The 25,108-nt window shown below is 65.5% G+C and carries 29 protein-coding genes and 2 pseudogenes; 21 read left to right on the top strand and 10 right to left on the bottom strand.

Features of this window, described 5'->3' with window-relative positions; translation table 11 throughout:
* Nucleotides 1-74 precede the first annotated feature (74 nt).
* Nucleotides 75-1,358 carry an adenylosuccinate synthase gene (locus AB4Y44_RS05095; protein WP_368698874.1) on the top strand — a complete coding sequence of 428 codons (1,284 nt, stop codon included), beginning with the start codon at nt 75-77 and terminating at the stop codon, nt 1,356-1,358.
* A gap of 15 nt (nt 1,359-1,373) precedes the next feature.
* Here the strand turns inward: AB4Y44_RS05095 and AB4Y44_RS05090 are convergent, their stop codons facing one another.
* The 3 genes and pseudogenes from AB4Y44_RS05090 to AB4Y44_RS05080 all read right to left on the bottom strand — a co-directional run.
* Nucleotides 1,374-1,784 carry a VOC family protein gene (locus tag AB4Y44_RS05090; RefSeq protein ID WP_368698873.1) on the bottom strand — a complete coding sequence of 137 codons (411 nt, stop codon included), beginning with the start codon at nt 1,782-1,784 and terminating at the stop codon, nt 1,374-1,376.
* A gap of 58 nt (nt 1,785-1,842) precedes the next feature.
* Nucleotides 1,843-2,058, bottom strand: coding sequence for a DUF3820 family protein (locus AB4Y44_RS05085; protein WP_028208077.1), 216 nt, complete (start codon nt 2,056-2,058; stop codon nt 1,843-1,845).
* Nucleotides 2,059-2,096: 38 nt separating this feature from the next.
* A pseudogene (locus tag AB4Y44_RS05080) lies at nt 2,097-2,753 on the bottom strand (substrate binding domain-containing protein); the annotation flags it as partial.
* Between AB4Y44_RS05080 and AB4Y44_RS05075 the strand changes: the two are divergent.
* Nucleotides 2,747-3,258, top strand: a pseudogene (locus AB4Y44_RS05075) (SDR family NAD(P)-dependent oxidoreductase); the annotation flags it as partial. The pseudogenes AB4Y44_RS05080 and AB4Y44_RS05075 sit on opposite strands and share 7 nt — an antisense overlap.
* Before the next feature lie 37 nt (nt 3,259-3,295).
* Here the strand turns inward: AB4Y44_RS05075 and AB4Y44_RS05070 are convergent.
* Nucleotides 3,296-3,919 (bottom strand): glutathione S-transferase family protein, encoded by a 624-nt coding sequence (locus AB4Y44_RS05070; RefSeq protein WP_368698942.1) that lies wholly within the window; start codon nt 3,917-3,919, stop codon nt 3,296-3,298.
* Between the two features lie 174 nt (nt 3,920-4,093).
* On the opposite strand from AB4Y44_RS05070, the gene AB4Y44_RS05065 reads away from it, so the two are divergent.
* Nucleotides 4,094-4,753 (top strand): glutathione S-transferase family protein, encoded by a 660-nt coding sequence (locus AB4Y44_RS05065; RefSeq protein WP_368698872.1) that lies wholly within the window; start codon nt 4,094-4,096, stop codon nt 4,751-4,753.
* A 101-nt stretch (nt 4,754-4,854) separates the two neighbouring features.
* Here AB4Y44_RS05065 and AB4Y44_RS05060 read toward each other — a convergent pair whose 3' ends face one another.
* Together AB4Y44_RS05060 and AB4Y44_RS05055 are read right to left on the bottom strand one after the other, a co-directional pair.
* The gene (locus tag AB4Y44_RS05060) at nt 4,855-5,046 is read right to left on the bottom strand and encodes a hypothetical protein (protein WP_342919806.1); all 192 of its coding nucleotides are present in this window, start codon (nt 5,044-5,046) and stop codon (nt 4,855-4,857) included.
* 67 nt (nt 5,047-5,113) lie between these two features.
* Nucleotides 5,114-5,746, bottom strand: coding sequence for an ABATE domain-containing protein (locus tag AB4Y44_RS05055; RefSeq protein WP_368698871.1), 633 nt, complete (start codon nt 5,744-5,746; stop codon nt 5,114-5,116).
* Between the two features lie 124 nt (nt 5,747-5,870).
* Here AB4Y44_RS05055 and AB4Y44_RS05050 point away from each other — a divergent pair, with 124 nt between their 5' ends.
* From AB4Y44_RS05050 to AB4Y44_RS04985, 14 genes are all read left to right on the top strand, one after another.
* Nucleotides 5,871-6,566, top strand: a complete 696-nt coding sequence (locus AB4Y44_RS05050; RefSeq protein ID WP_368698870.1) for an alpha/beta hydrolase — start codon at nt 5,871-5,873, stop codon at nt 6,564-6,566.
* 34 nt (nt 6,567-6,600) lie between these two features.
* Nucleotides 6,601-7,452, top strand: coding sequence for an alpha/beta fold hydrolase (locus AB4Y44_RS05045; RefSeq protein WP_368698869.1), 852 nt, complete (start codon nt 6,601-6,603; stop codon nt 7,450-7,452).
* A 35-nt stretch (nt 7,453-7,487) separates the two neighbouring features.
* Entirely contained in the window at nt 7,488-8,258 is a 771-nt protein-coding gene (locus AB4Y44_RS05040) for an SDR family oxidoreductase (RefSeq protein ID WP_368698868.1), read from the top strand.
* 109 nt (nt 8,259-8,367) lie between these two features.
* On the top strand, nt 8,368-8,643 hold the full coding sequence (locus AB4Y44_RS05035) for a hypothetical protein (RefSeq protein ID WP_368698867.1): 276 nt from the start codon (nt 8,368-8,370) through the stop codon (nt 8,641-8,643).
* Between the two features lie 6 nt (nt 8,644-8,649).
* Complete coding sequence (locus tag AB4Y44_RS05030; RefSeq protein ID WP_342919812.1) at nt 8,650-8,829, top strand: DUF3325 family protein; 180 nt, start codon at nt 8,650-8,652, stop codon at nt 8,827-8,829.
* A gap of 197 nt (nt 8,830-9,026) precedes the next feature.
* Nucleotides 9,027-10,193: a porin gene (locus AB4Y44_RS05025; protein ID WP_368698866.1), complete on the top strand. Its 1,167-nt coding sequence runs from the start codon at nt 9,027-9,029 to the stop codon at nt 10,191-10,193.
* A gap of 289 nt (nt 10,194-10,482) precedes the next feature.
* Nucleotides 10,483-10,956, top strand: coding sequence for a glycine zipper family protein (locus tag AB4Y44_RS05020; RefSeq protein WP_342919814.1), 474 nt, complete (start codon nt 10,483-10,485; stop codon nt 10,954-10,956).
* A 189-nt stretch (nt 10,957-11,145) separates the two neighbouring features.
* Complete coding sequence (locus AB4Y44_RS05015) at nt 11,146-11,724, top strand: YSC84-related protein (RefSeq protein WP_342919815.1); 579 nt, start codon at nt 11,146-11,148, stop codon at nt 11,722-11,724.
* Between the two features lie 12 nt (nt 11,725-11,736).
* Nucleotides 11,737-12,327 (top strand): hypothetical protein, encoded by a 591-nt coding sequence (locus tag AB4Y44_RS05010; RefSeq protein WP_368698865.1) that lies wholly within the window; start codon nt 11,737-11,739, stop codon nt 12,325-12,327.
* Between the two features lie 96 nt (nt 12,328-12,423).
* Nucleotides 12,424-12,810 carry a response regulator gene (locus AB4Y44_RS05005; RefSeq protein WP_342919907.1) on the top strand — a complete coding sequence of 129 codons (387 nt, stop codon included), beginning with the start codon at nt 12,424-12,426 and terminating at the stop codon, nt 12,808-12,810.
* Nucleotides 12,811-12,883: 73 nt separating this feature from the next.
* A complete protein-coding gene (locus AB4Y44_RS05000; protein ID WP_342919817.1) occupies nt 12,884-14,218 on the top strand; it encodes a paraquat-inducible protein A in 1,335 nt (444 codons plus the stop codon).
* The gene (locus AB4Y44_RS04995; protein WP_368698864.1) at nt 14,202-15,824 is read left to right on the top strand and encodes an intermembrane transport protein PqiB; all 1,623 of its coding nucleotides are present in this window, start codon (nt 14,202-14,204) and stop codon (nt 15,822-15,824) included. Before AB4Y44_RS05000 ends, AB4Y44_RS04995 begins: the two co-directional genes overlap by 17 nt.
* Nucleotides 15,821-16,453, top strand: a complete 633-nt coding sequence (locus AB4Y44_RS04990) for a PqiC family protein (RefSeq protein WP_342919819.1) — start codon at nt 15,821-15,823, stop codon at nt 16,451-16,453. The genes AB4Y44_RS04995 and AB4Y44_RS04990 overlap by 4 nt, the downstream gene beginning before the upstream one ends.
* A 19-nt stretch (nt 16,454-16,472) precedes the next feature.
* Nucleotides 16,473-17,306 carry a hypothetical protein gene (locus AB4Y44_RS04985; RefSeq protein ID WP_368698863.1) on the top strand — a complete coding sequence of 278 codons (834 nt, stop codon included), beginning with the start codon at nt 16,473-16,475 and terminating at the stop codon, nt 17,304-17,306.
* A 30-nt stretch (nt 17,307-17,336) separates the two neighbouring features.
* Here AB4Y44_RS04985 and AB4Y44_RS04980 read toward each other — a convergent pair whose 3' ends face one another.
* Nucleotides 17,337-18,254: a DUF2950 domain-containing protein gene (locus tag AB4Y44_RS04980; RefSeq protein ID WP_342919821.1), complete on the bottom strand. Its 918-nt coding sequence runs from the start codon at nt 18,252-18,254 to the stop codon at nt 17,337-17,339.
* An 11-nt stretch (nt 18,255-18,265) separates the two neighbouring features.
* Nucleotides 18,266-19,744 (bottom strand): DUF3300 domain-containing protein, encoded by a 1,479-nt coding sequence (locus tag AB4Y44_RS04975; RefSeq protein WP_368698862.1) that lies wholly within the window; start codon nt 19,742-19,744, stop codon nt 18,266-18,268.
* A 238-nt stretch (nt 19,745-19,982) separates the two neighbouring features.
* On the opposite strand from AB4Y44_RS04975, the gene AB4Y44_RS04970 reads away from it, so the two are divergent.
* Nucleotides 19,983-20,207, top strand: coding sequence for a hypothetical protein (locus AB4Y44_RS04970; protein WP_342919823.1), 225 nt, complete (start codon nt 19,983-19,985; stop codon nt 20,205-20,207).
* Nucleotides 20,208-20,422: 215 nt separating this feature from the next.
* Here AB4Y44_RS04970 and AB4Y44_RS04965 read toward each other — a convergent pair whose 3' ends face one another.
* The gene (locus AB4Y44_RS04965; protein ID WP_342919824.1) at nt 20,423-20,590 is read right to left on the bottom strand and encodes a hypothetical protein; all 168 of its coding nucleotides are present in this window, start codon (nt 20,588-20,590) and stop codon (nt 20,423-20,425) included.
* Between the two features lie 310 nt (nt 20,591-20,900).
* Here AB4Y44_RS04965 and AB4Y44_RS04960 point away from each other — a divergent pair, with 310 nt between their 5' ends.
* The gene (locus AB4Y44_RS04960; RefSeq protein WP_368698861.1) at nt 20,901-22,106 is read left to right on the top strand and encodes a nitrogen regulation protein NR(II); all 1,206 of its coding nucleotides are present in this window, start codon (nt 20,901-20,903) and stop codon (nt 22,104-22,106) included.
* Complete coding sequence (locus AB4Y44_RS04955; protein ID WP_342919826.1) at nt 22,103-22,744, top strand: response regulator; 642 nt, start codon at nt 22,103-22,105, stop codon at nt 22,742-22,744. The genes AB4Y44_RS04960 and AB4Y44_RS04955 overlap by 4 nt, the downstream gene beginning before the upstream one ends.
* 44 nt (nt 22,745-22,788) lie before the next feature.
* Here the strand turns inward: AB4Y44_RS04955 and AB4Y44_RS04950 are convergent, their stop codons facing one another.
* Nucleotides 22,789-23,790, bottom strand: coding sequence for an AraC family transcriptional regulator (locus AB4Y44_RS04950; protein ID WP_342919827.1), 1,002 nt, complete (start codon nt 23,788-23,790; stop codon nt 22,789-22,791).
* Nucleotides 23,791-24,036: 246 nt separating this feature from the next.
* On the opposite strand from AB4Y44_RS04950, the gene AB4Y44_RS04945 reads away from it, so the two are divergent.
* Nucleotides 24,037-25,092, top strand: coding sequence for a 3-keto-5-aminohexanoate cleavage protein (locus AB4Y44_RS04945; protein WP_342919828.1), 1,056 nt, complete (start codon nt 24,037-24,039; stop codon nt 25,090-25,092).
* The last annotated feature ends 16 nt before the right edge of the window (nt 25,093-25,108 follow it).

Genomic DNA, 25,108 nt, shown 5'->3' with positions numbered 1-25,108 from the left:
CGCTCTATATTGAGGCCCTTTGCAGCAGTTCCGGTTCTGGATCTGTTCGATTAACTCACCAGGGGAAATCTCGCATGTCGAATGTCGTCGTGGTCGGCGCGCAGTGGGGCGACGAGGGAAAGGGCCGGATCGTGGACTGGCTCGCGGAGAAGGCGGATATCGTCGTCCGTTACAACGGCGGCCACAACGCCGGGCACACGCTGGTGGTGGACGGCCGGACCTACAAGCTGGCGCTGCTGCCCAGCGGCGTCGTGCGCGGGAAGCTGGGCCTGATCGGCAATGGCGTCGCGCTCGACCCCGAGGCGCTGCTCGCGGAGATCGACCGTATGGCGGCGCTGGGCGTGCGCGTCACGCCGGACGTGCTGCAGATCGCCGAGACGGCCACGCTGGTCCTGCCGGTGCATCGCGCGCTCGACGCTGCCCAGGAACGGACGCGCGCGAAGCCGCTCGGCACGACCTTGCGCGGCATTGGTCCGGCATACGAAGACAAGGTCGGGCGCCGCGGCCTGCGCGTGTGCGACCTGGCCGAACCGGCCCTGCTGGCCGAAAAGCTCGGCGTTCTGCTCGAGCACCACAACGCCTGGCTGCGTGGCTCGGGCCAGGAGCCATTCCCGTGCGAGCCGATGCTGAGCGGCCTGCTAGCCATGGCGCCGCGCATCCTGCCGTTCGTGGGCCGCGTCTGGGAGCAGCTCGACCGCGCTCATTCGTCGGGCAAACGCGTGGTATTCGAAGGCTCGCAGGCGGTCATGCTCGACGTGGATTGGGGCAGCTACCCTTACGTGACGTCGTCGAGCACCGTTGCCGCCGGCGCGGCCAGCGGCGCCGGCATCGCGCCGTCGCAACTGGGGCAGGTGCTTGGCGTCAGCAAGGTCTATGCGACGCGTGTCGGCGAGGGCCCGTTCACGTCGGAACTGGACGGCGCGCTCGGCGACGTGCTGCGGCAGCGCGGCGGCGAGTACGGGGTCAACACGGGTCGCCCGCGCCGCTGCGGCTGGCTGGACACCGTGCAACTGCGTCAAAGTTGCAAAGTCGCGGGCATCAACCAGCTCGCGCTGACCAAGCTCGATGTGCTCGATGGCTTCGAGTCGGTGCAGCTCTGTGTGGGCTATCTGCTCGATGGGGAGCGGATCGACTACATGCCATCCACGAACGCCGAGCAGCAGCGCCTGCAGCCGGTTCTCCAGCGCTTCGACGGCTGGGCCGGTTCGACCCGGGGCATCCGCTCCTACAGCGATCTGCCACCGCAGGCAGCGGCGCTGATCGAAGCGATCCAGAACGAAGTCGGCGTTCCTGCGGCGATGGTCACCACCGGCCCCGAGCGCGACGATGCGATTGTCCTGCAGTCCTCATTCGCGTAATGCTCGAATACCGGCCTAACCTTCGCTGTCCATCCTTGAGCGGATCTCGGCAGCCGAGAGGTCGCGCTGATGGGTGGCGATCTGCCAGGTGTTTCCCCACGGGTCTCTGACCATCGCGCGCCTGTCGCCGTATGGGAGGTCGGCCGGAACCTCGAGCGAGACCGCGTTTGCCGCAATCGCCCGCTGATAGGTCGAATCGGTGTCCTGAACGTAGACGTACAGAAATGCCGGCATCGGCTCGCGCAGACCGTCCGAGCCGCTCACCATGACGACGGAATCGCCGATCCTGATTTCGGCTGGCAGGCCGTCGCGGAACGCGCCCTGCGCCTGAAACACCGTCTTGATGAAGGTGACCAGGTTCTCCGCGTCGCGTACGACGATTCGGGGCGTAACGGTGTGCCATCCATCGGGCTGAAAATTGGCCATGTCGGGCAGCCTCGCAAGAGATTCGCCCGGGCATTGTCCGCCGGGCGCCGGCTTGGCGCTAGCCGCGTTTGCGCAGCGGCTCGAGCAAGCCCTTCAGGCCGTTATGGTCCAGCTCCTGCATCAGCGCGAGCAGACGGCCGATCTCGCCGGGCGGGAACCCTTCGCGGGCGAACCAGTTGAGGTAGTGCCCGGGCAGGTCGGCGATGAGCCGGCCCTTGTATTTGCCGAAGGGCATGGCGAGGGTGACAAGGCGTTCGAGGTCTTGGGCTTGCATGGCGGTATTGTGCACGGCCTCGCGTTTGCGCGCGAATGCTAGCGGGCGCGAAGCTCGGACGGATCAAGGAAAAAGTCCCGGTTGCCGCCCATGCGCGCGACCATGAAGTCGATGAGCGTCTTCACGCGCAGGGACTGTTCGGTTCGATGCCGGTAGTAGGTATAAATCGTGCCGTATTCGGTGACGTGCTGCATTAGTAACGGGATGAGTCGTCTGCTGCGGATATGCGTCGTGGCGTTGAAGCTGCCCAACTGCCCGATGCCGAGACCCGAGAGCACCGCCTGCGTTTCCAGTTCCGTATCGTTCACGCAGATGGCGGCGGGCACGTCGCGATAGACGATCTCGTCGCCGACACGGAACTGCCACTGCGCGAGCTTGCCCGTATTGGCGCGCCGGTAGCCGGTGCAGCCATGTTGCGCGAGTTCTTCGATGGTCTGCGGCGCGCCGTTGCGCTCGATATATTCCGGCGATGCGCACACGATCAGCTGAATCGGCACCAGCCGGCGCGCGATCGAGCCGCCCGCAGGCGGCGGTCCGCCGCGAATACCCACATCGGCGCGGTCGGTCACGAGATCCGTGAACTGATCGTCGAATTGCACTTCGAGTTGCACGTTCTGATAACGCTTCTGGAATTCCTCGAAGTACCGCCACAGGACGGGGAGCCCGACGGCGCGCGGCGCACTCACTCGGCCTGCTGAACGTCACGCGTGCGGTGTTGCCGACGATGTGCGCCAACCGCTCGGGCCACGTGATCAATATTTCATCGATTGGCGGCTATCGCGCCGCGGCCGGATTTGGCGTGTACTCGTCGACGAAGTTCGCCGTCGAAGGCATTACGGAAGCGCTGCATGCCGAGTTGAAGCCGCTCGGCATTCACGCGACTGTTGTCGAGCCGGGCTATTTCCGGACCGACTTTCTGGACGCTTCCTCGCTGCTCGTCGCGCCGGACGTGATCGACGACTACGACGAAACTTCGGGCGCCGTTCGCCCCGCAAGGCCGCGCAAATGAATCACAACCAGCCCGGCGACCCGACGAAGCTGGCCGCCGCCTTGATCACGCTCGTCGACGCGTCGAACCCGCCGTTGCGCCGTCCGCTCGGCACCGACACCCTCGCTGCCATTGCTGCGAAAAACGCTTACGTGACGCAGGAAATGCAAACGTGGCAGGCGTTGTCGGCATCGACTGACTTCGCTGCCTGAGTGCCCTGGCAACTTGGCCTGCGGCCCGTGCCGTTCCTCACGGCGTCCCGTTTGCGCAATGCACGGCAAACCCGGGCCGTTCGGCCAGCCGTTCGAAATATGCAGAAACAGCCGGCAAATGCGGGTGCTCGAACGGCGTGCCGAACCAGCGGTTCACCGACAACCCAACGGGAATATCGGCAAGCGAGAATTGCGCGCCGGCGACGAACGCGCCGGTCGCCTGCAGCCGCGCGTCGAGAATGCGCATATGTCGGGTCCAGTTCTCGATGGAAAGCGCGATTTCGCCGGGTGCCTGGTGAGCCGGCGACGCTCTGACCAGGGCGAGAAATGCGTAGCTCCACGAACGGTTCAGGTCGGTCGCCTGCCAGTCCATCCATTGATCGACGCGAGCACGCTCGAACGCATCGGCAGGATAGAGCTGCGCGCCGCCATAGCGCGACGCCAGATAGCGGATGATGGTGTTCGACTCCCACAGAACGAAATCGCCATCTCTGATGACCGGCACGAGCGCGTTGGGATTCAAGGCGAGGAATTCCGGCGTATGCGCCGAGCGAAAGCCCGAGCCCCAATCCTCACGCTCGAAGGGGAGGTTCAGTTCGACACAGGTCCAGAGCACCTTGCGAACGTTGATGGACGATGCTTTGCCGAGGATGTTGAGCATATCGAAAGGAAAGAAGAGGGAGTCGCGCCCGTGCACGATACGTCATGCATGTGGCCGCGGCCATATACAGTTCCCCGAACATGCGCCGCTGCAGTTCCCGGCAACGCTTGCAATCCGCACGCAACCGGTGCATGGTTCAACGACTTTCCCCGGCTCGAACCAGGAGACTCAACGATGTCGCTCGCGCTATACGGTCATCCTTTTTCCTCGTACACGCAGAAGGTGCTCATCGCGCTGTACGAGAACGGCACGCCTTTCGAGTTCCGCGGCGTCGGTCCGGATTCGCCCGAGCATACGGCGCAGTGGCTGCAACGCTGGCCGCTGCGCAAGTTTCCGGTGCTCGTGGACGGCGAGCGCAACGTTGCGGAAACCAGCATCATCATCGAATACCTGCAGCTCGCGCATCCCGGGCCGGTGCGCCTGCTGCCCGCCGATCCCATGGCCGCGCTCGACGCGCGCTTTCTCGACCGCTTCTTCGACCTGCACGTCATGACGCCCGTGCAACGCGCCGTGGATGGCGCGTTGACCGGCGACCCGGCGCGGCGCGACGAAGGGCGTGCCTTTGCTGAGGAAAAGCTCGAACTCGCCTACGCATGGCTCGAAGGCCATCTGGCGGGCAAGACGTGGGCGGCGGGCGAGGACTACACGATGGCGGACTGCGCTGCGTCTTCGTCGCTTTTCTACGCGGACTGGACGCATCGCATCGCCCCGGCGTATCCCGTGCTGCGTGCCTATCGCGAGCGCCTGCTCGCGCGGCCCTCCTTCGCGCGGGCCGTGAACGAGGCGCGGCCGCATCGTCCGCTCTTTCCGCTCGGTGCGCCGGATCGCGATTGAGAGCGCGATTTCGTTAAGGGATGCAAAGTATGCGGGGCGGGAATGCGAAAAGAGGCTTGCGCGATGCCATGCAAGCCTCTTTCGCTCTACAGACATCGGAATCAACCCACCGAAGGCTCCCCTTCGCCGGACTGCTTGCCGGGGCGGTCGGCGGGCGACTGCTTGCGCGACTTGTCATCGCGCTCGGGCATCGCGCTGCGCTGGTCGTCGCTGTGCTCGGTGTGTTTCTGCTGCGGGTTTTCGCTGGCCTGGCTGGCGCCATGTTCATGGGGCTTTGGGGTGCTGGCGGTCATCGTTCCTCTCCCGTTCCGGTAGACCCGCCGGAACCCGCAAGGCCCGCGCCCGGCGGGTGAATCGGCCCTAAGCGCTTTCGCGCTCCTTGAGCCGTTTGCGGTGCGCGGCAACTTTCGCGCGATTCCCGCAGATCGCCATGCTGCACCAGCGGCGCGCGTGCCCGCGCGTGTGGTCTGCGAACAGCAGCGTGCATTTCGGGCCTTCGCAGGCTTTCACGTGCGTGAAGTCCTGCTCGCAGACCAGTTTCGCCAGCGCCTCGGCAATGGGCATCAAGAGCGATTCCGGTGTAATCCAGCGGCGATTCACGCGGTACTCGAACGTCGCCGCGCCCTCACTGCCGGCCGCAACGACTTCGCCATAGCCGTCGTCACGCGCAAGCAACTCGTTGAGCGGCGCGAGTTCGCCCAGATCGGCGCTGGCGAGCGGCCGGCCTTTTCTTTCCCGCACGAAGCGCCTGAACCATTCGCGTAGCGCGCGCGCCTCGCCCGCCACGGCGTCGAACTCGGCCGCGGTGAACTGTGCGCGCAGGGCGGCAAGCGCCCGCGCGGGGACCATGCCCGCCTGTTCGAGCCAGGACAGCAAACCTTCGCCGTCGGCGATCCAGTCGATCGGCACGTCCACCGGTGTAGCCACCGAGTTCAGGAAGTCGAGCCCCGGCGCGTCGGCCACGAATATCGCCGGTATGGGACGAAAGTCCATTTGCTTGCCGCAAAAGGGTAATCAGGGTGCATTCAGTGTAACCATTAAAATCGTCCTTGACAAGTTACATCTCTGGTGAGTAACCTCTAAACCATCAACTAAGCGGTTACACAAGGAGCGAAGCATGTCTCGCTGCAAAACGAGCGTGGTGCTGGCGCACGGCGCCTGGGCGGATGGGTCGATCTGGAGCAAGGTGATCGAGCGGCTGAACCGGCTGGGCATCGACGCCGTGGCGGCCCCGTTGCCGCTCGCTTCGCTGGGGGACGATGTGGCGGCGCTCGAGCGCACGCTCGAACGGGTCGAGGGGCCGGTCGTGCTGGCCGGCCACGCGTACGCGGGGGCCGTGATCGGCGCCACGCGTGCTGCGAATGTCGCGGCGCTGGTGTACGTGGCCGCGCTGGCGCCCGACGAAGGCGAAACCGTGGCCGACGTGTTCTATCGCGGCAAGACGCACCCGCAGGCACCGCAACTCGCGCCCGACCGGCACGGCTGGATCTGGCTGCCGCACGAGGCGTTTGCGAATGCGTTTGCGCAGCACGCCACCGCGCTAGAGGCGGCGGCGCTCGCCGCGATCCAGCGTCCGATTGCGGCGGCGTGTATTGGCGAAGCGGTGGCGCGGCCGCTCTGGAGAGACCGGCCGGCCTGGTTTCTCGTCGCCGGCGAGGACCGCATGATCGATCCCGATACGCAGCGCTTCATGGCCAGCCGGATGAATGCCCAGATCCGCGTCGATGAAGTCGATCACACGCCGAGCGTCACGGCGCCCGATGCCGTGGCCGAGGTCATTGCTGAAGCCGTTCGGTCCGTCTCTTCGCGCTAAACGCGCGGTTTTCCGTTCACCTCTGGAGGAATCCATGACTGCCATTGCCTACCGCCGTGCCGATGTCGACGGCTTCAACGTGTTCTACCGGGAAGCCGGGCGCGTCGGCGCGCCGAAGCTACTGCTGTTGCACGGCTTTCCGAGTGCCGGCCACATGTTCCGCGACCTCATCCCGAAGCTGGCCGACCGCTTTCATATCGTCGCGCCGGATCTGCCCGGCTTCGGTCAATCGGACCTGCCGGCCCGGGATCAGTTTGCGTACACGTTCGAGAACATCGCGAAGGTGATGGGGCGCCTCACCGAGCGCATCGGCTTCGACCGCTTCGCGGTGTACGTGTTCGACTACGGCGCACCCACGGGCTTTCGCCTCGCACTCGCGCATCCCGAGCGCATCACGGCGATCATTTCGCAAAACGGCAATGCCTACGAGGAAGGCCTGAGCGACGGCTGGAATCCGATTCGCGCCTACTGGCAGGACGCGTCGCCGGCCAATCGCGAGGCACTGCGTGCGATGCTCTCGCGCGAAGCGACGATCTGGCAATACACGCACGGCGTGCCCGATCCGTCGGCGGTGTCGCCGGACGGCTATTCGCTCGACGACTACTATATGAACCGCCCCGGTGCGGACGAGATCCAGCTCGACCTGTTCCGCGACTATCGGAACAACGTTGCGCTCTACCCCGAGTTTCAGGCGTATTTCCGCACGCATCGGCCGCCGTTTCTCGCCGTGTGGGGCAAGAACGATCCGTTCTTCCTGCCTCCGGGCGCGGAGGCATTCAAGCGCGACTTGCCGCGAGCCGTGGTGCGCTTTTTCGACACCGGCCACTTCGCACTGGAAACGCATGCTGACGAGATCGCCACGGCGATCACGGAATTTCTCGCTTGATGGTTGGCAATACTGATCGAATGAGGAGCGGGAAGATGGCCGGAAAAGTCGCAATCGTAACGGGCGCAAGCCAGGGCATTGGCCGTTCGACGGCCGTGAGGCTGGCGCGTGACTTCGACGCGATCGCCGTGGTGGCGCGCAACCGCGAGCAGCTCGAAGAGACCGCCGCGCAGGTGAGGAACGCGGGCGCCGAGGCGCTCGTCATCGACATTGATCTCTCGCTTGCCGAGGCTGCGCGGCAAGTGGTCGAGCAAACGCTCGCGGCGTACGGACGTATCGACGCCTTGCTCAACATTGCCGGCGCGGTGCCGCAGATCGATCTGTTCGAAATGACCGACGAGCAATGGGAGCGCGGTCTCGCGCTCAAACTGCACGGTGCGCGACGCTTGACGATCGAAGCGTGGCCGGCGCTGAAGGCCAGCTCGGGCGCGGTCGTGTTGATGTCGGGCAATTCGGCCGTGTTTCCGAAGGCGCCTTATGCGGCCGTGGGCACGATCAACGCGGCGATCGTCGCGCTGGCGAAGGCCTTCTCGGACCGCGGCATCGCGGACGGCGTGCAGGTCAACAGCGTGCTGCCCGGCCCCGTGATGACGGGCCGCCGCCAATCGTATCTGGAGCACTGGGCACCGCTGCATGACGTGAGCGTCGAGGAAGCCACGGCGAAGTTCCCGACCGAAGCCGGCATTGCGCGCTACGGCATGCCCGGGGAAATCGCCGAACTGATGGCGTTCATCGTCTCGCCGGGCGCGCACTGGATGACCGGCACGACGCTCAGGATGGACGGCGGCGAGGTCAAGTCGATCTGAGCGGCGAGGCGCGCCGGTTCCCGCACCGGCGCGCCTCGCATTACCGGATGGATGTGAGTACAACAGATGACGCAGGCGCTCGCCTGCGTTTGCGCTCGGGTCCTCCGTTTTGCCCACATTGCGCACACGGGGTAATCAGCAGATCCCGCCCGACCCCGCCGCCGTCGCGCAGCGCGTGAACGGCACGCTCGCAACGCTCGCGGCGGGCAGCCCGCAGTGGAGCATGCAGCTGCCGACCGCGCGCAGCAATATCGCCAGCGCGTTCTGGCGCATGCCGGCGACGGCGTCAGGCAAGCGCGCCTTCGGTGAAGCGACCTTCGATCCCGCGACGGGCGCAAAGGTCAGCGCGCGCGACGCGCTGGGCGGCGAGTTCTTCTATCGCTAGCGCGCCGTGCTTTCCCGCGTTCTGCGCGGTGCCGGATGGTGCGCGTTGCTCGTTGCACTGTGGCTTGCGGTAGCGGTGCAGGGCTGGGCGCTCGGGCTCGTCTGGTATAGCGGCTGTACGAGTCTCGCAGCAGGCATCGTGTATGGACTCCTGATCGTTTATGCGCAGCGAACGTCGGCACGGTGAAGTATGGGCGTCGCGGCATTTGCAAACATGCCGGTCTCAACGCTTTATTTAAGCTGCGGTTACAGATCGCCGGCCTTCATCCGTACCGCATTGGGTGTCTTGCGCCAACAACGGCACCAATTTCACGCGGGGGGCATTCCGGAGCAAGCGACTAATATAGGAATACCGATTACCCGGTGCGTGAAGGAGTTGCAAACATGAAAAAGCTTGCGCTTATGTTGCTTCCTGTTCCGCTCACCATGCTGGCGCCGGTCGCTCAAGCGCAAAGCAGCGTTACCCTGTACGGCGTGATCGACGAAGCCTTTCAGTTCGTCCACAACGCCGACGCTCAGGGCAACAACCTGTATCGGATGCAAGGCGGCAATCTGCAAGGGTCCCGCTGGGGCTTGAAGGGAACGGAGGATCTGGGCGGCGGCCTGAAAGCGATCTTCCAGCTGGAAAGCGGATTCGATATCAATAGCGGGACTTCGCAGCAGGGCAGCCGCCTGTTCGGCCGCCAGGCGTTCGTGGGCCTGACGCACCAGCAGTACGGTACGCTGACCCTGGGCCGTCAATACGACCCGGTCGTCGACATGGTCCAGCCGCTTACCGCAGACAATTACTGGGGCAGCACCTTTGCCACGCCCGGCGACGTCGACAACAACGACAACAGCTCGCGTACGAACAACGCGGTCAAGTATCTCTCGCCGAACTTCGCGGGCTTCCAGATCGAAGGCATGTATGCGTTCGGCGGCGTCGCGGGCGCGACGGGCTCGCAGCAGACCTGGTCGGCGGCGGCGAGCTATGTGACCGGCCCGTTCAGCATCGCGGCGGGCTATCTCCGCATGCATAACGCAAACTCCACGATTCCCCGCACCACCTGGACCAGCACCTCGGACGGCACGTTCGATGGCGGCTTTCAGAACCTCGCTTACGAAACCGCCAAGTGGGTCGGCATTGGCTCCGTCGCGCTGCAATACGTGGCCGGACCGTGGACGTTCGGCGGCCGGTATAGCAATGCGCAGTACAAGGCCGACGCGCAATCGCTTTTCCCATCCAACCAGCGCTACAACGTCGCTGGCGGTTTCGTGAACTATGCGCTCACGCCGGCGTCGCTCATCGGTGTCGGCTATACGTGGACGCACAGCGCGGGCGACACCTCGGCAACCTACAACCAGGTCTCGCTGGGCGGCGACTACAACCTCTCCAAGCGCACCGACGTGTACCTGGTCGGCGCGTGGCAGCACGCCAACGGCACGCAGCGCGTACCGACCGCAACGGGCTCCATTCTGACCACCGCGGTCGCTTCCGTGGCGGACTACGGGTTGAACGGCAGTTCGAGTTCGCAAATCATGGTGAGCCTCGGCATTCGCCACAAGTTTTGATTCGCCACTGTCTCTCTTCTACGCCCGCCATACCACGTGGCCGTACCGGCCGTGGGCCGGCGGGCGCTTCATGGCGCCTGTCAGCCGCTGTGGCTGGCGGTAGGACCATGGTCTGATTGTCTTCGCTGTGCCGCTCCCACATCATTGAATGGACCACTGCGCCGGTCGCGCGGCGCGGTGCTTGCCCGCATTCGGGCGTCGTGCCGTCGGCACGACTGTCGCTTCTCAACCTCCCGCCGATAGCAGCAGGCGTAATCGGTGCGCTCTCGCACGCACTCAAGGAGTTGATATGGATACCTATATAAATCGTCGGACCGGCGCCCTGTGCGCCGCCGTGCTGCTTGCGATGAGTGCCGCGCAGGCAACGCCTATCGCCTATCCGGCGAAAGGGCAGAGCGCGCAGCAACAGCATGCGGATGAATCGGCATGCTACTCGTGGGCGAAGAGCAACACGGGTATCGACCCGAAGCAGGTTGCGTCGACGCCACCGCCGCCTTCGGGCCCGGCCGTGGGCGGCGGCCAGCGTGTCCAGGGCGCGGCGCGCGGCGCGGCGGGCGGCGCGGTGATCGGCGCGATCACCGGCGACGCGGGCAAGGGCGCGGCAGTGGGCGCGGCGGCCGGCACGATGGTGGGTGGCTCGCGTGCGCGGCAGGAACGGCGTGCCCAGCAGGCCAACGCCCAGCAACAGCAGCAGGGCGCAATCGACACCTTCAACCGCGCCTTTGCCGCGTGCATGCAAGGGCGCGGCTACACGGTCCAGTAGCGGCCGCGATGCTTGCTGTGGCTCGCGGCGGCGTAAGACCAAGGTCCGATTTGTCCTGTGCGCCGCGTCTGCGACTATGTAACTGCTCGATGAGCAACGATGTGCGAGTAACGTCTCATTTCCGCGTGACGTTCGATCCGCATGCGTGAGTGCCGTATCCGGGCTGTCTAAACTCAATGGAGGACAACAATGAAGCGACGGATTTTTGTGCTTACGGCGGCGGCCGCGGCTGGGCTGGCTGCAGCGGGTTGCAGCACGACCACGAGCAGTGGGACGAGCGGCGCGACCGATGCGGCGAAACGCCAGGAGATCGACGCGGCCGTGGACGGCACGATGTCCCGGCTGTTCTCGACTGTCCCAGGCTCGCAGGAACTCGTGTCCAAGTCGCAAGGCGTACTGGTGTTTCCATCGGTCGGCAAGGCGGCGTTCATTATCGGCGGGTCGTATGGCCAGGGTGCGTTGCGCGTAGGCGGATCGACGGTCGGTTACTACAGCACGGCGGCCGCTTCGTTCGGCTTGCAGGCAGGGGTGCAGTCCACCGCCGTGATCTTCCTCTTCATGACGCAGGAGTCGCTCGACAAATTCCGCAACTCGAAGGGCTGGTCGGTTGGCGGCGACGTTGCCGTTACGCTCGTCAAGGTCGGTGCGAACGGGCAGATCGACACGAGAACCGCAACGGCGCCGGTCCAGGCGATCGTGATGACCAATACGGGCATCATGGCCGATGCGTCGGTCGCCGGCACCAAGGTGACGAAGCTCGATCTGTAACAGGAGGTCGCGATGCCGTACCTCAAATGGATTGTTTCCGCAGTCATCGTAGCCGCGGCGCAGCTTGCCGCGGCCCAGGGCCAGACGACGGCCAACGTGACGCATGAGCCTGGCAAGGCGACCGTCACCGGCATGCACAAGGTGACGGCGACCATCACGAAGATCGATGCCGACACCCGCACCGTCACGCTCAAGCGTCATGACGGCAAGCTGGTCGAAGCCGAGCTGGGACCGGAAGTCAGAAACTTCGACCAACTCAAGGTCGGCGATGTCGTGACGATGACCTATAAGGAATCGCTCACGCTGAGCCTGAAGAAGGGAGGCGGCGGCGAGACCTCGGTGCAGGAAACGCCGCAGGTCGAGCGCGCGGCTGCCGGCGAGAAGCCCGGCGGCATGGTCGGGCGTGAGGTGAAGGTCACGGCGAATGTCGTGGCGGTCGACACCAAAACGAAAACGGTCACCCTGATGGGACCCGAAGGGGGGACGATGGACCTGCGGGTCGAGGATCCGCAACAGCTTGCAAACGTGCAGGTCGGCGATCAGGTCGAGGCAGTGTATACGGAAGCGTTCGCCGTATCCGTCAAGCCTGCACAACACAAGTAGTCGCGCATGGGGCAGCCGCTTGCGCTCAGGATGCCGGTCGGCGCGCACGGCGGCGCCGCTCTGGCTGTCCTCGTCAGTAACCGAACGCTAAGTCAAATGAACAACGTGACACGATCCGTGGCCGTCGTCGACGACGAGGAGTCGGTCGGGCGTGCGATTCAGCGCCTGTTGAAATCGGTCGGCATCGACTCCGACGTGTACACCAGCGGCGAGGCCTTTCTCGACGCGCTGGCGGCTGCGGCGCCCCACGCGCCGGTGTGCGTGGTCCTCGATATCCAGATGCCCGGCATCAACGGTATCGAGGTGCAGCGCCGGCTGGGCGGCACCGGCATCCAGTGCATCGTGATCACGGCGCACGATGACGCGCGCGTGCGCGCGCAGGCACAAGCGGCCGGCGCGGTTGCGTACCTGCGCAAACCGTTCGACGACTCCGCGCTCATCGGCGCGGTCCATGCGGTGCTTGGTGTGCCGCCACCGGGCTGACGCCCCCGCATGCCGAATCGGTACAGCGACGATGAATCGACCACGCCACGACCGGATTCCGGGAGGCCCCGCAATGAAGCGCGCCGAGCTTCTTGTCTGCCACGACTGCGATCTCATGCAGCGCGGCGCGCCTTGCCCGCGGGGGGGCACGCTGCGCTGCCTGCGCTGCAACGCCGAACTCGAAAGGAATCTACCGGAAAGCCTCGGCCGTGCGCTCGCGTTCGCTTTGGGCGCGCTCGTGCTGTTCGTCATTTCCAACCTGTATCCGATCGTCGGGCTTTCGGTGAACGGCAATCTCGTGCGCACGACGCTGTGGCATGCGGTCGAGATTCTCTATCTCGACGGCATGTGGCCCATCGCGGCGCTGGTGTTCGCCACGACGATCTTCATGCCGGGCATGCAGGTCGTGTGTCTGCTCGCCCTCCTCGTGCCGCTCGCGTTCAACCGCGCGCCCTGGCAGGCGCCGCTCCTGTTTCGCGCGATGTACATCGCGCGGCCCTGGGGCATGACCGAGGTGCTGATACTCGGCCTGCTGGTCGCGCTCGTGAAGCTGTCCCACATCGCCACGGTCGTGACGGGCGTTGCGTTGTGGTCGTTCGGCGCGTTGATGCTGGTGCTCGCGGGCGCGAGCGCGGCGTTCGACGCGCGCCAGTTCTGGTCGCGTGTGGCGCGGGCGACGCAGCCGGCCAGCGCGGTCAGGGTGCCCGACGCGCCCGGCGTGACGACGAACTTCGCGGCTGGCGAGGCGGCCGGAACGCGCGGGGAGCGCACCGCAGGCCCGCTCACGGGCGCCGCATGCGGCATCGCGCGCTGCCATGCATGCGGGATGCTCGCGCGCATGCCAGCGGCCGCGCATGCGGCGACGTGTCCGCGCTGCGGCAGCGCGCTGCATATGCGCAAGGTCGCGAGCCTCTCGCGCACCTGGGCGCTGCTGGTCGCGGCGATGGTGCTGTACGTGCCGGCGAACGTACTGCCCGTCATGGACACGAGTTCGCTGTTCGGCACGCAGAAGGACACGATCATGAGCGGTGTGGTGTATCTGTGGGTGTCGGGGTCCTGGCCGCTTGCGCTGCTCGTGTTCATTGCCAGCATCGCCGTGCCCATGCTGAAGATACTCGGGCTTTCGTATCTGACGTGGACCACGCAGCGCCGCTGGACATGGCTGCCCGAGCAGCGCACGCGCATCTACCGGCTGATCGAGCTGGTCGGCCGCTGGTCGATGCTCGACATCTACGTGATCACGATGCTCGTCGCGCTGGTGCAGTTCAACGCGCTCGCCACGATCAAGGCGGGCCCCGCGGCGATCGCCTTCGGCGCCGTCGTGATCCTCACGATGTTCGCTGCGAACATGTTCGACCCGCGTCTCATCTGGGACGCGATGGAGCGCGAAAATGGCAGCGCCCGGTAACGACAATTCCTTGCCGGACCTGCCCGAGGCGAAGCCGGTGCGGGGCTCGCGCTGGCGCATGCAGATCGTCTGGCTCGTGCCGATCGTCGCGGTGCTGATTGGCGGCTGGCTCGCCGCCAAGGCGATCATCGAGGAAGGGCCGACCATCACGATCAGCTTCAAGACCGGCGACGGCCTCGAGGCCGGCAAAACGAAGATCAAGTACAAGGACGTCGATATCGGCGTGGTGAAGGCGGTCACGCTCTCGCCCGATCACAAGCGTGTGATCGCGACGGGCGAGCTCGTGAAAGATGCGGCGAGCATGCTCGTCGACAACACGCGCTTCTGGGTCGTGCGTCCGCGCATTTCGGGCGGCACGGTGTCGGGCCTGGGCACGCTGCTCTCCGGCTCGTTTGTCGGCATGGATGAAGGCAACTCCGGCAAGGCGCGCCACGACTTCGTGGGGCTCGAAGTGCCGCCCGTGATCCCGAGCGATATTCCGGGGCGCGAATTCGTGCTGCACAGCGTGAACATGGGCTCGCTCGATGTCGGCTCGCCGGTGTTCTTCCGCCGTCTCCAGGTCGGGCAGATCGCTTCGTATGAAATGGACCCGAACGGCAAGGGCGTGACGCTGCGTGTGTTCGTGAACGCACCCTACGACAGGTTCGTGCGCAGCGATACGCGCTTCTGGCACGCGAGCGGGCTCGACGTCTCGCTCAGCCCGGATGGCGTGCAGATCAACACGCAGTCGGTGGTGTCGATGCTGATTGGCGGCGTGGCGTTCGAAATGCCCGACGACGCCAGCAGCGAATCGCCCGAGGCCGACGCCGAATCGAAGTTCGAGCTTTACGCCACGCACGCCGACGCGATGAAGGTGCATGACCGCATAGTCGACACCTACGTCGTGACGTTCTACGACTCGGTGCGCGGGCTGACCGTTGGCGCGCCCGTCGATTTCCGCGGCGTCGTGATCGGCGAGGTCACACGCATCTACACGCGCTTCGACCCGGTCAAGAAACAGTTCAGCATTCCTGTCGAAATCAACCTGTATCCGGAGCGCTTTACGTCGCGCTTCGAGAACGGCCAGCCGGCCGGGCGCCTCACTGCGCAGCCGCACCAGCTTGCTGAGTTCCTCGTTGCCAGCGGCTTCCGGTTCCAGCTGCGCTCGGGTAATCCGCTCACGGGACAGCTCTACGTCGCGTTCGACGTTTTCCCGGACGCGCCGAAGGCGAAGATCGACTGGGCGAGAACGCCGCCCGAGATGCCGACGGTGCCGCGCACGCTGCAGTCGCTGCAGGATTCGCTCACGCGGCTGCTCGCGAAGCTCAACGGCATCCCGTTCGAGGCGATCGGCGCAAACGCGCAGCGTACGCTGCAAAGCGCGAACGACGTGATGGCGAAGCTCGGTACCGATGTCGTGCCGCAGGCGCACGATACGCTCTCGGCGGCAAAATCCACGCTCAACTCGGCCACCGACGCCTTGCAGCCCGACTCGCAGCTCCAGCAGAACACGAGCGACGCCATGCGCGAACTGGCCCGCACCGCCGCGTCCGTGCGCATGCTCACGGATTATCTCGAGCGCCATCCCGAGGCCGTGGTGCAAGGCAAACCTGGAGGCAAGCAGTGAACCGCCGCAACCCGACCCTGCCTGCCGTTCTCGCCGCTGCGATAGCGTGCCTCGCCGGCTGCTCCTCGCCGTCGCCCACGTTCTATGCGCTGCGCGCCGACGAATCGGACGCCGCAACGGCCAGCACGTCGCCCGCCGTGCCGACGAGCGCCGCTGCACTCGATGTCATCGTCGGCCCCGTGACCGTGCCCGACATGGTGGATCGCCCGCAAATCGTCACGCGCAATGCGGACAACACGATCCAGATGAACGAGTTCGCGCGCTGGGCCACGCCGCTGAAACTGGACGTCGGGCGCGTCGTTGCCGCGGACCTTGCGCAGCGGCTCGGTACGGCGCACGTCTCGACGTTCGATGGCGCGGCCACCCCACCGGTCTGGCGCGTTCGCGTCGATATCACGCGTATCGACAGCGTACTGGGAGATTCGGTGACGATCGATGCGCAATGGGTCGTGCGCCCGCCGGGTCACCAGGCGCTGACGCTCGGGCACACGGTGGCGCACGAGCAGGTGACGGGCCAGGACTACGGCGCGCTCGTCGACGCGCACGATCGCGCGCTCGCCGCCATCAGCGCCGACATTGCGGCCGCGATTCGCGCGGACCATGCAACCGTTGGCAGCGCGACGGAGTGAGCGCGCCGCGCGGGATCTCATGAAGACGTTGCGTTGTGCGTTGCTCGCACTGACCGCGGCGCTGGCGCTGGCCGGCCACGATGCGTCGGGCAGCGTGCCGCGCAACGAGGACACGCCAGCGGGACTCTTCGCGGTGCTCGATTACGTGGTCGCGCCCGCCGAGCCGACGTCCGCGCAGAGCGCGGTGGCGTTGCGCGAGGCCGGCGTGGAGCAGGAGACGATCAAGGCGCGCATCGTCGAAGCCTGGTTCTACCGGCTGCGTGCGGACCCGGCCGTAGCGGTTGCGGTGCCCGGCGGCGTGGCGGGCCTCGAGGCGCGGCTGCGCGACGACGCGGCGCGCGAGCGCCTGATCCGCGGCGGCATTGCGCGCCTGACGCCGCAGGACCGGCTCGCGTACTTCACGCTGCTCGCGAAATACATGGGCCGCGCGGCGCGCGGCAATTGCCAGGGCATGGCGAGCGTGCAGGACATTGGCCAGAGCATTTCGATCGGCAGCATGAGCGATGCCGACACGGCCGAATATTTCTCGTTGCTTTATCGCGTGGTGGTCCGTTCCGTGCTCGCCGCGCCGGTCACGCTGCCCGCGCCCGTGGCGTACGAGCGGGCGCTGCGGCATCTGGACGACGCGGTCAACGCCGCGCTTGCTGGCGATCCGCAATCCGTGGCGCGGCTCGAGCGCGTCACGAACGGCGGGCCGGGTGCCACGATGGCCGATATATGCTGGGCGAGCGCGGTGCTCATGCGCTCGACGGCTGCAATGAGCGCACCCGACCGCGATGCGCTTCTGCTCTACATGCTCGGTGAAGACGCACCGGCACGAACGCCCGCCCCCGAACCCGCGCACGCGCCCTGACACGCAGTGGCGCTGCGGCGGTGTTGCGTGTCACGGCGAAGCCTTCGACCAGCCCGGACCCGGATCGAAGGACGTCATCGCTTCGGCTTTCGCCGCGCCATCCGGGCCGAGATCGCGCTCGTAGACCTGGCCGTCGTGGCTCACCATGAATGTCTTGATACCCGTGTCGCCGTACCGTACCGGCCACGCAACGACACCGAAGCCGCCGAACAGCTTGTTGTCGACCATGTAGTTATACGCGCCGCCGGGCGCGTGCGGACCCTGCGAGGTCAGCAGCTTGTAGTGGTAGCCGTAGTAACCGGCGCTTTCGGCGTTGCGCGCGCCGGCCTTGAGGAACGCGACGCCTAGCGGGCTCGGCGTGGCGTCGGGGCCGGTCGGCCAGTACAGTCCGTCCTGCTTGCCCGGCGAACTCGCAAGCTTGCTGGCGTAGACCAGCATGTTGCTGCCGTCGTGATAGGTTTGCGCATATTCGCGCTGCGCGTCGTAGACCGCGAGCATCGTCTGCATCACGGCAAGTTCGTTGCGGCCAATGCGGCGCACGCGCATTTCCTCGACTCCGGCGTGCGTGTCGAAGTGCCAGCCCTGGGCGGTTTTGACGAGCGGGACCGGAAAGGTCCAGCCGTCGTCGCCAACGGCGATCATCGCGTGATTTGCATCGGTATCCTGAATGGCGTGCGAGATCTGCCATTCACTGAGGAATTTGTCGCGGATCTCCGCCCCAACCGGTGGGATGAGCTGGCGGAAATCGGCGCCAAAGAGCGTGCGCAGTTCCGCTTCGTCGTTGCCGGCCACGGCGTCGCCGAATGCGGCCATGGCCGCGTCGGGCGTAGCGAAGGTGTTTTGTCCGGCGGCCGCGCAAGGCCGCGGCGCGTACGCGAGGAGGGCAATGGCAATCGCCGCTGCGACTGCAGCCGATGCAGCCGGACGGAGAAACTCATGTCTGTTCATGGCCGTTCTCCCTAGCGTCTGCCGCCGCCACGACCGCCGCCACCGCCGCGCATCCCGCCGCCGCCGCTCGGACGATTGAACCCCGAAGACTGCATGCTGGAGCGGCCGCGGCTCGCGTCGCGCTGGGTGGCGCCGCCGCTGCCTACACCCTGGAAGGCGCCATCGCGGCCGCCCCCGCCGCCGTAGCTCCCGCCCCCGCCGCCGCCATACCCGCCGCCTGCCCCGGTACTCACGCGATTGCTCACGCCGGCATTGTTAGCCATGCCGCCGCGATTGCCTCCGGCACCGTTATTACCGATGTTCCCGCGATTACCGCCCGCTGCGTTATCGCCGAGATTCCCGCGGTTACCTCCGGCGCCGTTATTGCCAGGATTCCCACGATTGCCACCCGCTCCGTTGTCGGCGAAGTTCGCGCGATTGCCCACACTCGCGTTATTGCCCGCGCCCCCGCGATTGCCGAGATTGCCCTGATTCCCGCGGTCGCCATTGCCCAGACCCTGGCCGCCTGCACCGCCGCCCGTGCGGTTGCCGCGATCGGCCACGCTGGCGCCGTTCTGGCCGTTGCGGCCGCGATAGTCGCGGCGGCCGTCGGCGCCCGCCACGTTGTTGCCGAATTTCTCGCGCGTGGCATTGTCACGGTAGGCCACGCCCTGGCGGTGGCTCGAATCGTGCTGCCACTTGCCTCCCTGAACCTTCGTGCTGTCGAAGTTGCGATTGACGTTGCGCGCCTTGTCCACGTTGATGTTGACGTCGCCGCCGCCCCAGTTGCAGTTGCCGAAGATCGCGCCGGCGGCGGCGAGCCCGACGCCCCACGCGAAGCCGGTCATCAGCGCGCCGCCGGGATAGTAGGCGGGGTACGGTGGCCAGGCGTACGGCGGGTAGGCCGGGTAGCTCCACGCGCCGTACACGACCGTGGGGTTGTACGCGGGCACGTAGATCACCTCGGGGTTGGCAGGCTCGATCTTCACGATGGTCTGGCCGCCTTGCGCGGGCGGCTGTTCGACCACGACCTTCTGCTGCTCGTTGCTCTTCAGGTTGCCCGAGTCCTGTGCGCGTGCACGCAGGCGCTGCACCGCGGCGAGCACATCCTTTTCCTGGGCGAGGAAGGCGTCACCGAGCTTCTGGGTCCAGTCGAGCTTGTCGTTCATGGGCTCGAGCGCCTGCGGGAACGCAACGAGCGACTTCACGCTCGTGTCCCACGGCTGGTCCTGAACGGCCTTCACGGCTTCGTCGCCCTTCAGCTTCGGGTGCTCCTTGACCCAGCGCGCCGCGTGCACGATCTCGAGCGGATAGGTCGATGCCATCAGGACTTGCGCCAGCACCGAATCGGGATAGAGCGCAATGGGCGCGACCAGCGCCTCGAGCTCCTCGGGTTTATAGGGGGCGGGCTGCGGCGCGTCTTGCGCACGCACCGCCTGAGCGCCTGCCAGGAGCAACGCGAGCACGAGCAGGCAGAGCGTGTACGTGCGTTGTTTGATCCATAAGGTCATGGCCGATCCTTCCATTCGTTTGCTCAACCGGACTGCGGGACGGATAGCGACAACGTGAAGGGGCGAGCGCGTGCGCGCATTCTTGTTCGAGTCTGGCGAGGCGGAGAGCCCCACGGGTATAGTCCGGTAAGCCGCTCTGTGCTGGCAATCGGACCAGAGTCCTATTGACACCGCAATGGCGGGGCAATGATGCTATTCGCTCGTCGAGGCTGGCAGCGCCGCTACCTGGAGATCCAAAATGAAGATGCGTTTTGCGCTGTGTGCGATGGCGCTCCTGCTGTGCGCGCCCGCCTTCATGTCTGAAGTATTTGCGCAAGCGGGAACGATGGGTACGAAGCAGATGCGGGACGTGCAGCGCAAAGCGGAGCACAAGGCCCGTTCGAACCAGTCCCAGCAGCACGGTCAGCAAAATTCGACGCAGCATCATGCGGCGAGTGCAGCCGCCCCGGCTTCGGCGCCTTGATCGCCAACGGCACCCAACGAGCCGTCACGGATCCTGCACGGCCATTTAGCGCATTCATTTCCAGATCGAAATAATGGCTGCGGCTATTTCATAAAAAACAGAATAGATAATTCAAGCGACAAACGGCATGATCACTACTCGTATTGAATAGAAGTGATTGCGCGAGCCATTTACCGAAATCAAATAAAACGTTCGCAAATATTTCAGGCTAATAGTCAGTGTATATAGGCCGGTGAAAGCGCATTCAAGGCCTGGAGCGCCTGGAAGGCGTTGTATGCAGAAAAAGTTATCGAAAACAATTGCGCACGGAACGAATCGTCGGCAATTTCTTTCATATAATAAACGCGCGGTGAAAGCGTACAGTGACGCGGTTCCGCAATCATGATCCCATCCGTTCTTTTCTTCAATGACTGACTCAGTCTCCGCAACTGCCGGAGCGTTCTTCGAAAATCAAAAGTAGGCGGTAGTCAGTATTGGGGCGCAGCCTGCCCCGCGAATGGCCGGAATTCTGGTGCTCGTCAAATCCGCCCCGCCTGGGCGCTGAAGCGTTTGAAACGTTTCGCAGGCTGCCGCAGCAGGGCAGCGTAGCCGGAGGACACCGTGATCAGGGCAGACATGGGGAACGAAAAACTAAAACTGAACAGATCGAGAGCCGAGCACGCAGCGGCGAGCCTGCTGGCGTGGCTCGACAGGATGAAGCCACGCACTCTTCCGAACGGCAAGGCTTTGGCCGCTCGCAACACCGGCCACGCAACGGCGCAGGCCACGCAGGCCATTGCGCAAAGCCTGCACAGCGTTCTCGAAGTCGTGCCCGCGGCGGCGCTCGTGATCGACGAAGCGGGCAGCGTCGCATGGGCCAATGGCATGGCCACCCGCGTGCTCGGCTACGCCCTGGGCGAGTTGACCGGCATGCGCATCGAAAACGTGCTCGTCGCCTGGCGTAGAGACGCGCGCCCCGTATCGTTCGCCGCACTGAAGTCCGCGGACGGACTGCCGCATAGCGTGACGCGCGTGGCCATCGCGCGCTCGAAGAACGGCGCCGAAATCGACGTGCATGTGAGCGCTTCGGCGTCGCTCGCGGCCGGACCCACGGCCCGCATGGTGGTCGTCATCGAACCGGAAAGTCACGACACGACGCTCGCGGAGTCCAGCAGCGAGCCACGCCGGCTGCGTCGGGAACGGGCGTCCGAAGTGGGCGACATGGCCGCCGCGCTGGCGCACGAAGTCGACCAGCCGCTCACCGCCATTCTCAGCAACGCGCAGGCGGCGCAGCGGTTTCTCGCCCAGAGCCCGCCGGCCATGAGCGACCTGCGGGAACTGCTTGGCGAGGTCGTATCCGACAGCACGCGGGCGCACGCGATCATCCGCAAGATGCGCCAGTCCGAGCGCTGCGAGCCGCCCGAGTTGTGCCCGGTCGATGTCGGCAGCCTCGTGCGCGACGTGGTGCGCCTGCTGCGCCGCGAGACGGAGACATGTGGCGCGGCGGTGGGCGCGCGCATCGACGACGGCCTGCCGCAAGTGCATGGCGATGCGGTTCAATTGCAGCAGGTGCTCGTCAATCTGCTGCTGAATGCGCTCGATGCGGTGCACGACTGCCGCGCGGAAGACCGCAGCGTGTGCATCGTCGTCACGGCGAGCGAGGATCGCGGCAAGGTGCGCCTCGCCATCCGCGATCATGGGCCGGGTGTCGACGCCGACCGGCTCGTCACGCTGTTCAAGCCGTTCATGACGTCCAAGCCGCAAGGGCTGGGTCTAGGCCTCTCCATCAGCCGCACCATCGTGATGGCGCACGGCGGCCAACTCTGGGCCGAGCGCAACGTCGATAGCGGCCTGACGTTCCATATCGAACTTCCCGCGGAGGGCGCGTGCGTGCAGACGACTACGCGTTTTTCACCATGAATTCGCCAGCTTCCATCGTGTTCGTCGTGGACGACGACGAGCACGTTCGCAACGCACTCTGCCGCTTGCTGCGATCCGGCGGCTACACGGTGGAGGCCTACGGCAGCGCCAGCGCCTTCCTGCACGGCGCGGACCTGGCGAGCGCGCCTGCCTGCCTGCTGCTCGATCTCCAGTTGCCCGACTTGAGCGGCATTGAATTGCAGCAGCAGCTCGAGGGCAGGGTGCCGATCGTCTTCGTTTCGGGCCACGGCGACATGAATACGGCGGTGCGGGCGATGAAGGCGGGCGCGTCGGATTTCCTGACGAAGCCGATCGACGCGCAGGTGCTGTTCGAAGCCACGTCGCGCGCGCTCGAACTCGCCTGCCATCTGTTCGAACAACGCGAGCAGCGCGCGGAGATCCAGCGCCGGGTGGAAAAGCTCACGCCGCGCGAGCGCGAGGTCATGGCGCTCGTGGTGACGGGCCGGCCGAACAAGCTCGTGGCCGACGAGCTGGGCGCGGCGGAAAAAACGATCAAGATTCACCGGGCGCGCGTCATGGAGAAGATGAAGGCGAACTCGCTTGCCGATCTGGTGCGGCTCATGACCACGTTCGAAGCCGACGCGACTGAGCTGCACCCGCTTCCGCATACGGGCTGAGGGACCAGGGGACCGGGGCGCAGCGCACGCGCGGCGTCGTCCCGTCACTTCAAATGGCTATTGCGCCAGTCGCGCGGCGTCATGCCGAAGCGCGCGCTGAACCAGTTCGTGAACGAGCCCTGCTGGGCGTAGCCGAGCAGGTCGGACACACGTCCGATGGGATAGCGCGGGTTGCTCATGTAGCGCACGGCAAGTTCGCCCCGCACTTCCTCCACGAGCCGCGTGAAGCTCGTATCGGCGACGCCGAGCTGGCGCTGCATCGTGCGCACGCTCAGCCGCAGATGCGCGGCTACCCCTTCGACGGTGGCCTGCTCGAGCGGCAGCAGCAGGTAGATCGCCTTGCGCACTTCGAGCGCCGTGGAATCGACCCCCGCTACGTTGAGCGATTCGGCGAGGCTCTCCGCATAGCGCACCAGTTCCGGGTCGGCGGCGGGATTCGGGTAGTCGAGGTCGGCGGCCGCGCACACGATGCCGTTGAAGTCGCTGCCGAATTCCAGCGGACAGCCGAAAAAGCGTCGGTGAAACGTGAGGCTGGGCGGCGCCTGGTGAACGAAGTGCACCGCGCGCGGTTTCCAGTGGTCGCCCAGCAGCGCGCTGGAGTGACGCGCGAGCACGCCCACTGCGAGTTCGATGGCCTGGTATGTGGGGGTGCCCGGATCGACGACCAGTTCCTCGCGGATCGTGACGGTTGCGCCCGTGTCTTCGACATAGATCGCGAGCGCTTCGTTGAGCAGATGCCGGTATTCGGCGGTGGCGAGCAGCACCTCGCGCAGCGTGCGCTTGTGCGCGAGCAGAATGTTGACCACGCCGGTGCCGAACTTGTGGCGGGTCTCGGCCATTTGCAGCGCGAAGGTCGGGCACACGGCCTTTTCTGCCGAACGCTCCAGCAACCGGCACGCCGCGGCGGCGGGGATGCGTTGGTCGGGGGTTGCAAGCGCCGCGGCGTCCACGCCCGCCTCGTGGGCAAGCTCGACCGGGTTCAGCCCCACCCGCTTTGCCACGTCGAAATAACCGCTCAGCGAGACCGAGCTCAGCGTCGTTTCCATTGTCGTGTCTCCTCTTTGCTGCGGCCTCGTCGCGCCTTTTCAGCCCGCCGAACATGGGCTTGCGCTTATATCGGTGTTAACGCCTGGTGGCGCGTAAAGCTAAAACGATGGCGCGCGATCAGAAAAGTGTAGCGCAGGTTTGCCGTATCGTGCATCTCAACGGATCAGCCAAGTTCCGAGCGTTATTTCAGGCTCCTGGCCACGTTGCCAAACGTTGAAATACCGTCCCCCATATTGGAGAACACGATGCAATTCCTCGACGATTCGCTGCACCCTGAGAACCAGGACAAGGTTGTGATTACCACCGCGCCGTATGGCCCGGAGTGGATGCCCGAAGACTTCCCGGAAGACATTCCGGTGACGATGGAAGAACAGATCCAGAAGGCCGTCGACTGCTACAACGCGGGCGCAACGGTGCTGCACCTGCATGTGCGCGAACTCGATGGCAAGGGCTCCAAGCGCCTCTCGAAGTTCAACGAGCTGATCGCAGGCGTGCGCGCCGCGGTGCCGGACATGATCATCCAGGTGGGCGGCTCGATCTCGTTCGCGCCGGAAGACGAAGGCGAAGCCGCGAAGTGGCTCTCGGACGACACGCGCCACATGCTGGCCGACCTCGAGCCGAAGCCGGACCAGGTGACCGTGGCGATCAACACCACGCAGATGAACATCATGGAGCTGCTCTACCCGGAATACCTGGCGGGCACCTCGCTCTCCAACCCGGCGTTCATGGCCGCGTATAGCGAAATGACGGTCCCCGCTGGCCCGGCATGGGTCGAGGAGCATCTGCGCCGCCTGCAGGCCTCGGGCATCCAGCCGCACTTCCAGCTCACGGGCATCCACGCGCTCGAAACGCTCGACCGCCTCGTGCGCAAGGGCGTGTACAAGGGCCCTCTGAACCTCACGTGGATCGGTATTGGCGGCGGCTTTGACGGCCCGAACCCGTTCAACTTCTTCAACTTCGTGCATCGCGCGCCCGATGGCTGCACGATCACGGCAGAATCGCTGCTCAAGAACGTGCTGCCGTTCAACATGATGGCGATGTCCATGGGCCTGCACCCGCGCTGCGGCATTGAAGATACGATCATCGACCAGCACGGCAACCGCTTCACGTCCGTGCAGCAGATCGAGCAGTGCGTGCGCGTGGCGCGCGAACTGGGCCGCGAAATTGCCACGGGCAAGGAAGCGCGCGAGATCTACAAGATTGGCGTGCAGTATGAAACGGTCGAAGAAACGCTTGCGGCGAACGGCATGGCGCCGAACCGCGTGGCCGGCGTGAAGAACCTGCCGCTGCGCGCGGCGTAATCGCAGTGAGGCCCGG

It is taken from the genome of Paraburkholderia sp. BR10937 (genome assembly GCF_040965695.1).
Classification (GTDB): domain Bacteria; phylum Pseudomonadota; class Gammaproteobacteria; order Burkholderiales; family Burkholderiaceae; genus Paraburkholderia.
Note: the sequence above shows the minus strand (reverse complement) of the source record. Positions and strands in the feature narration are given on the sequence as shown.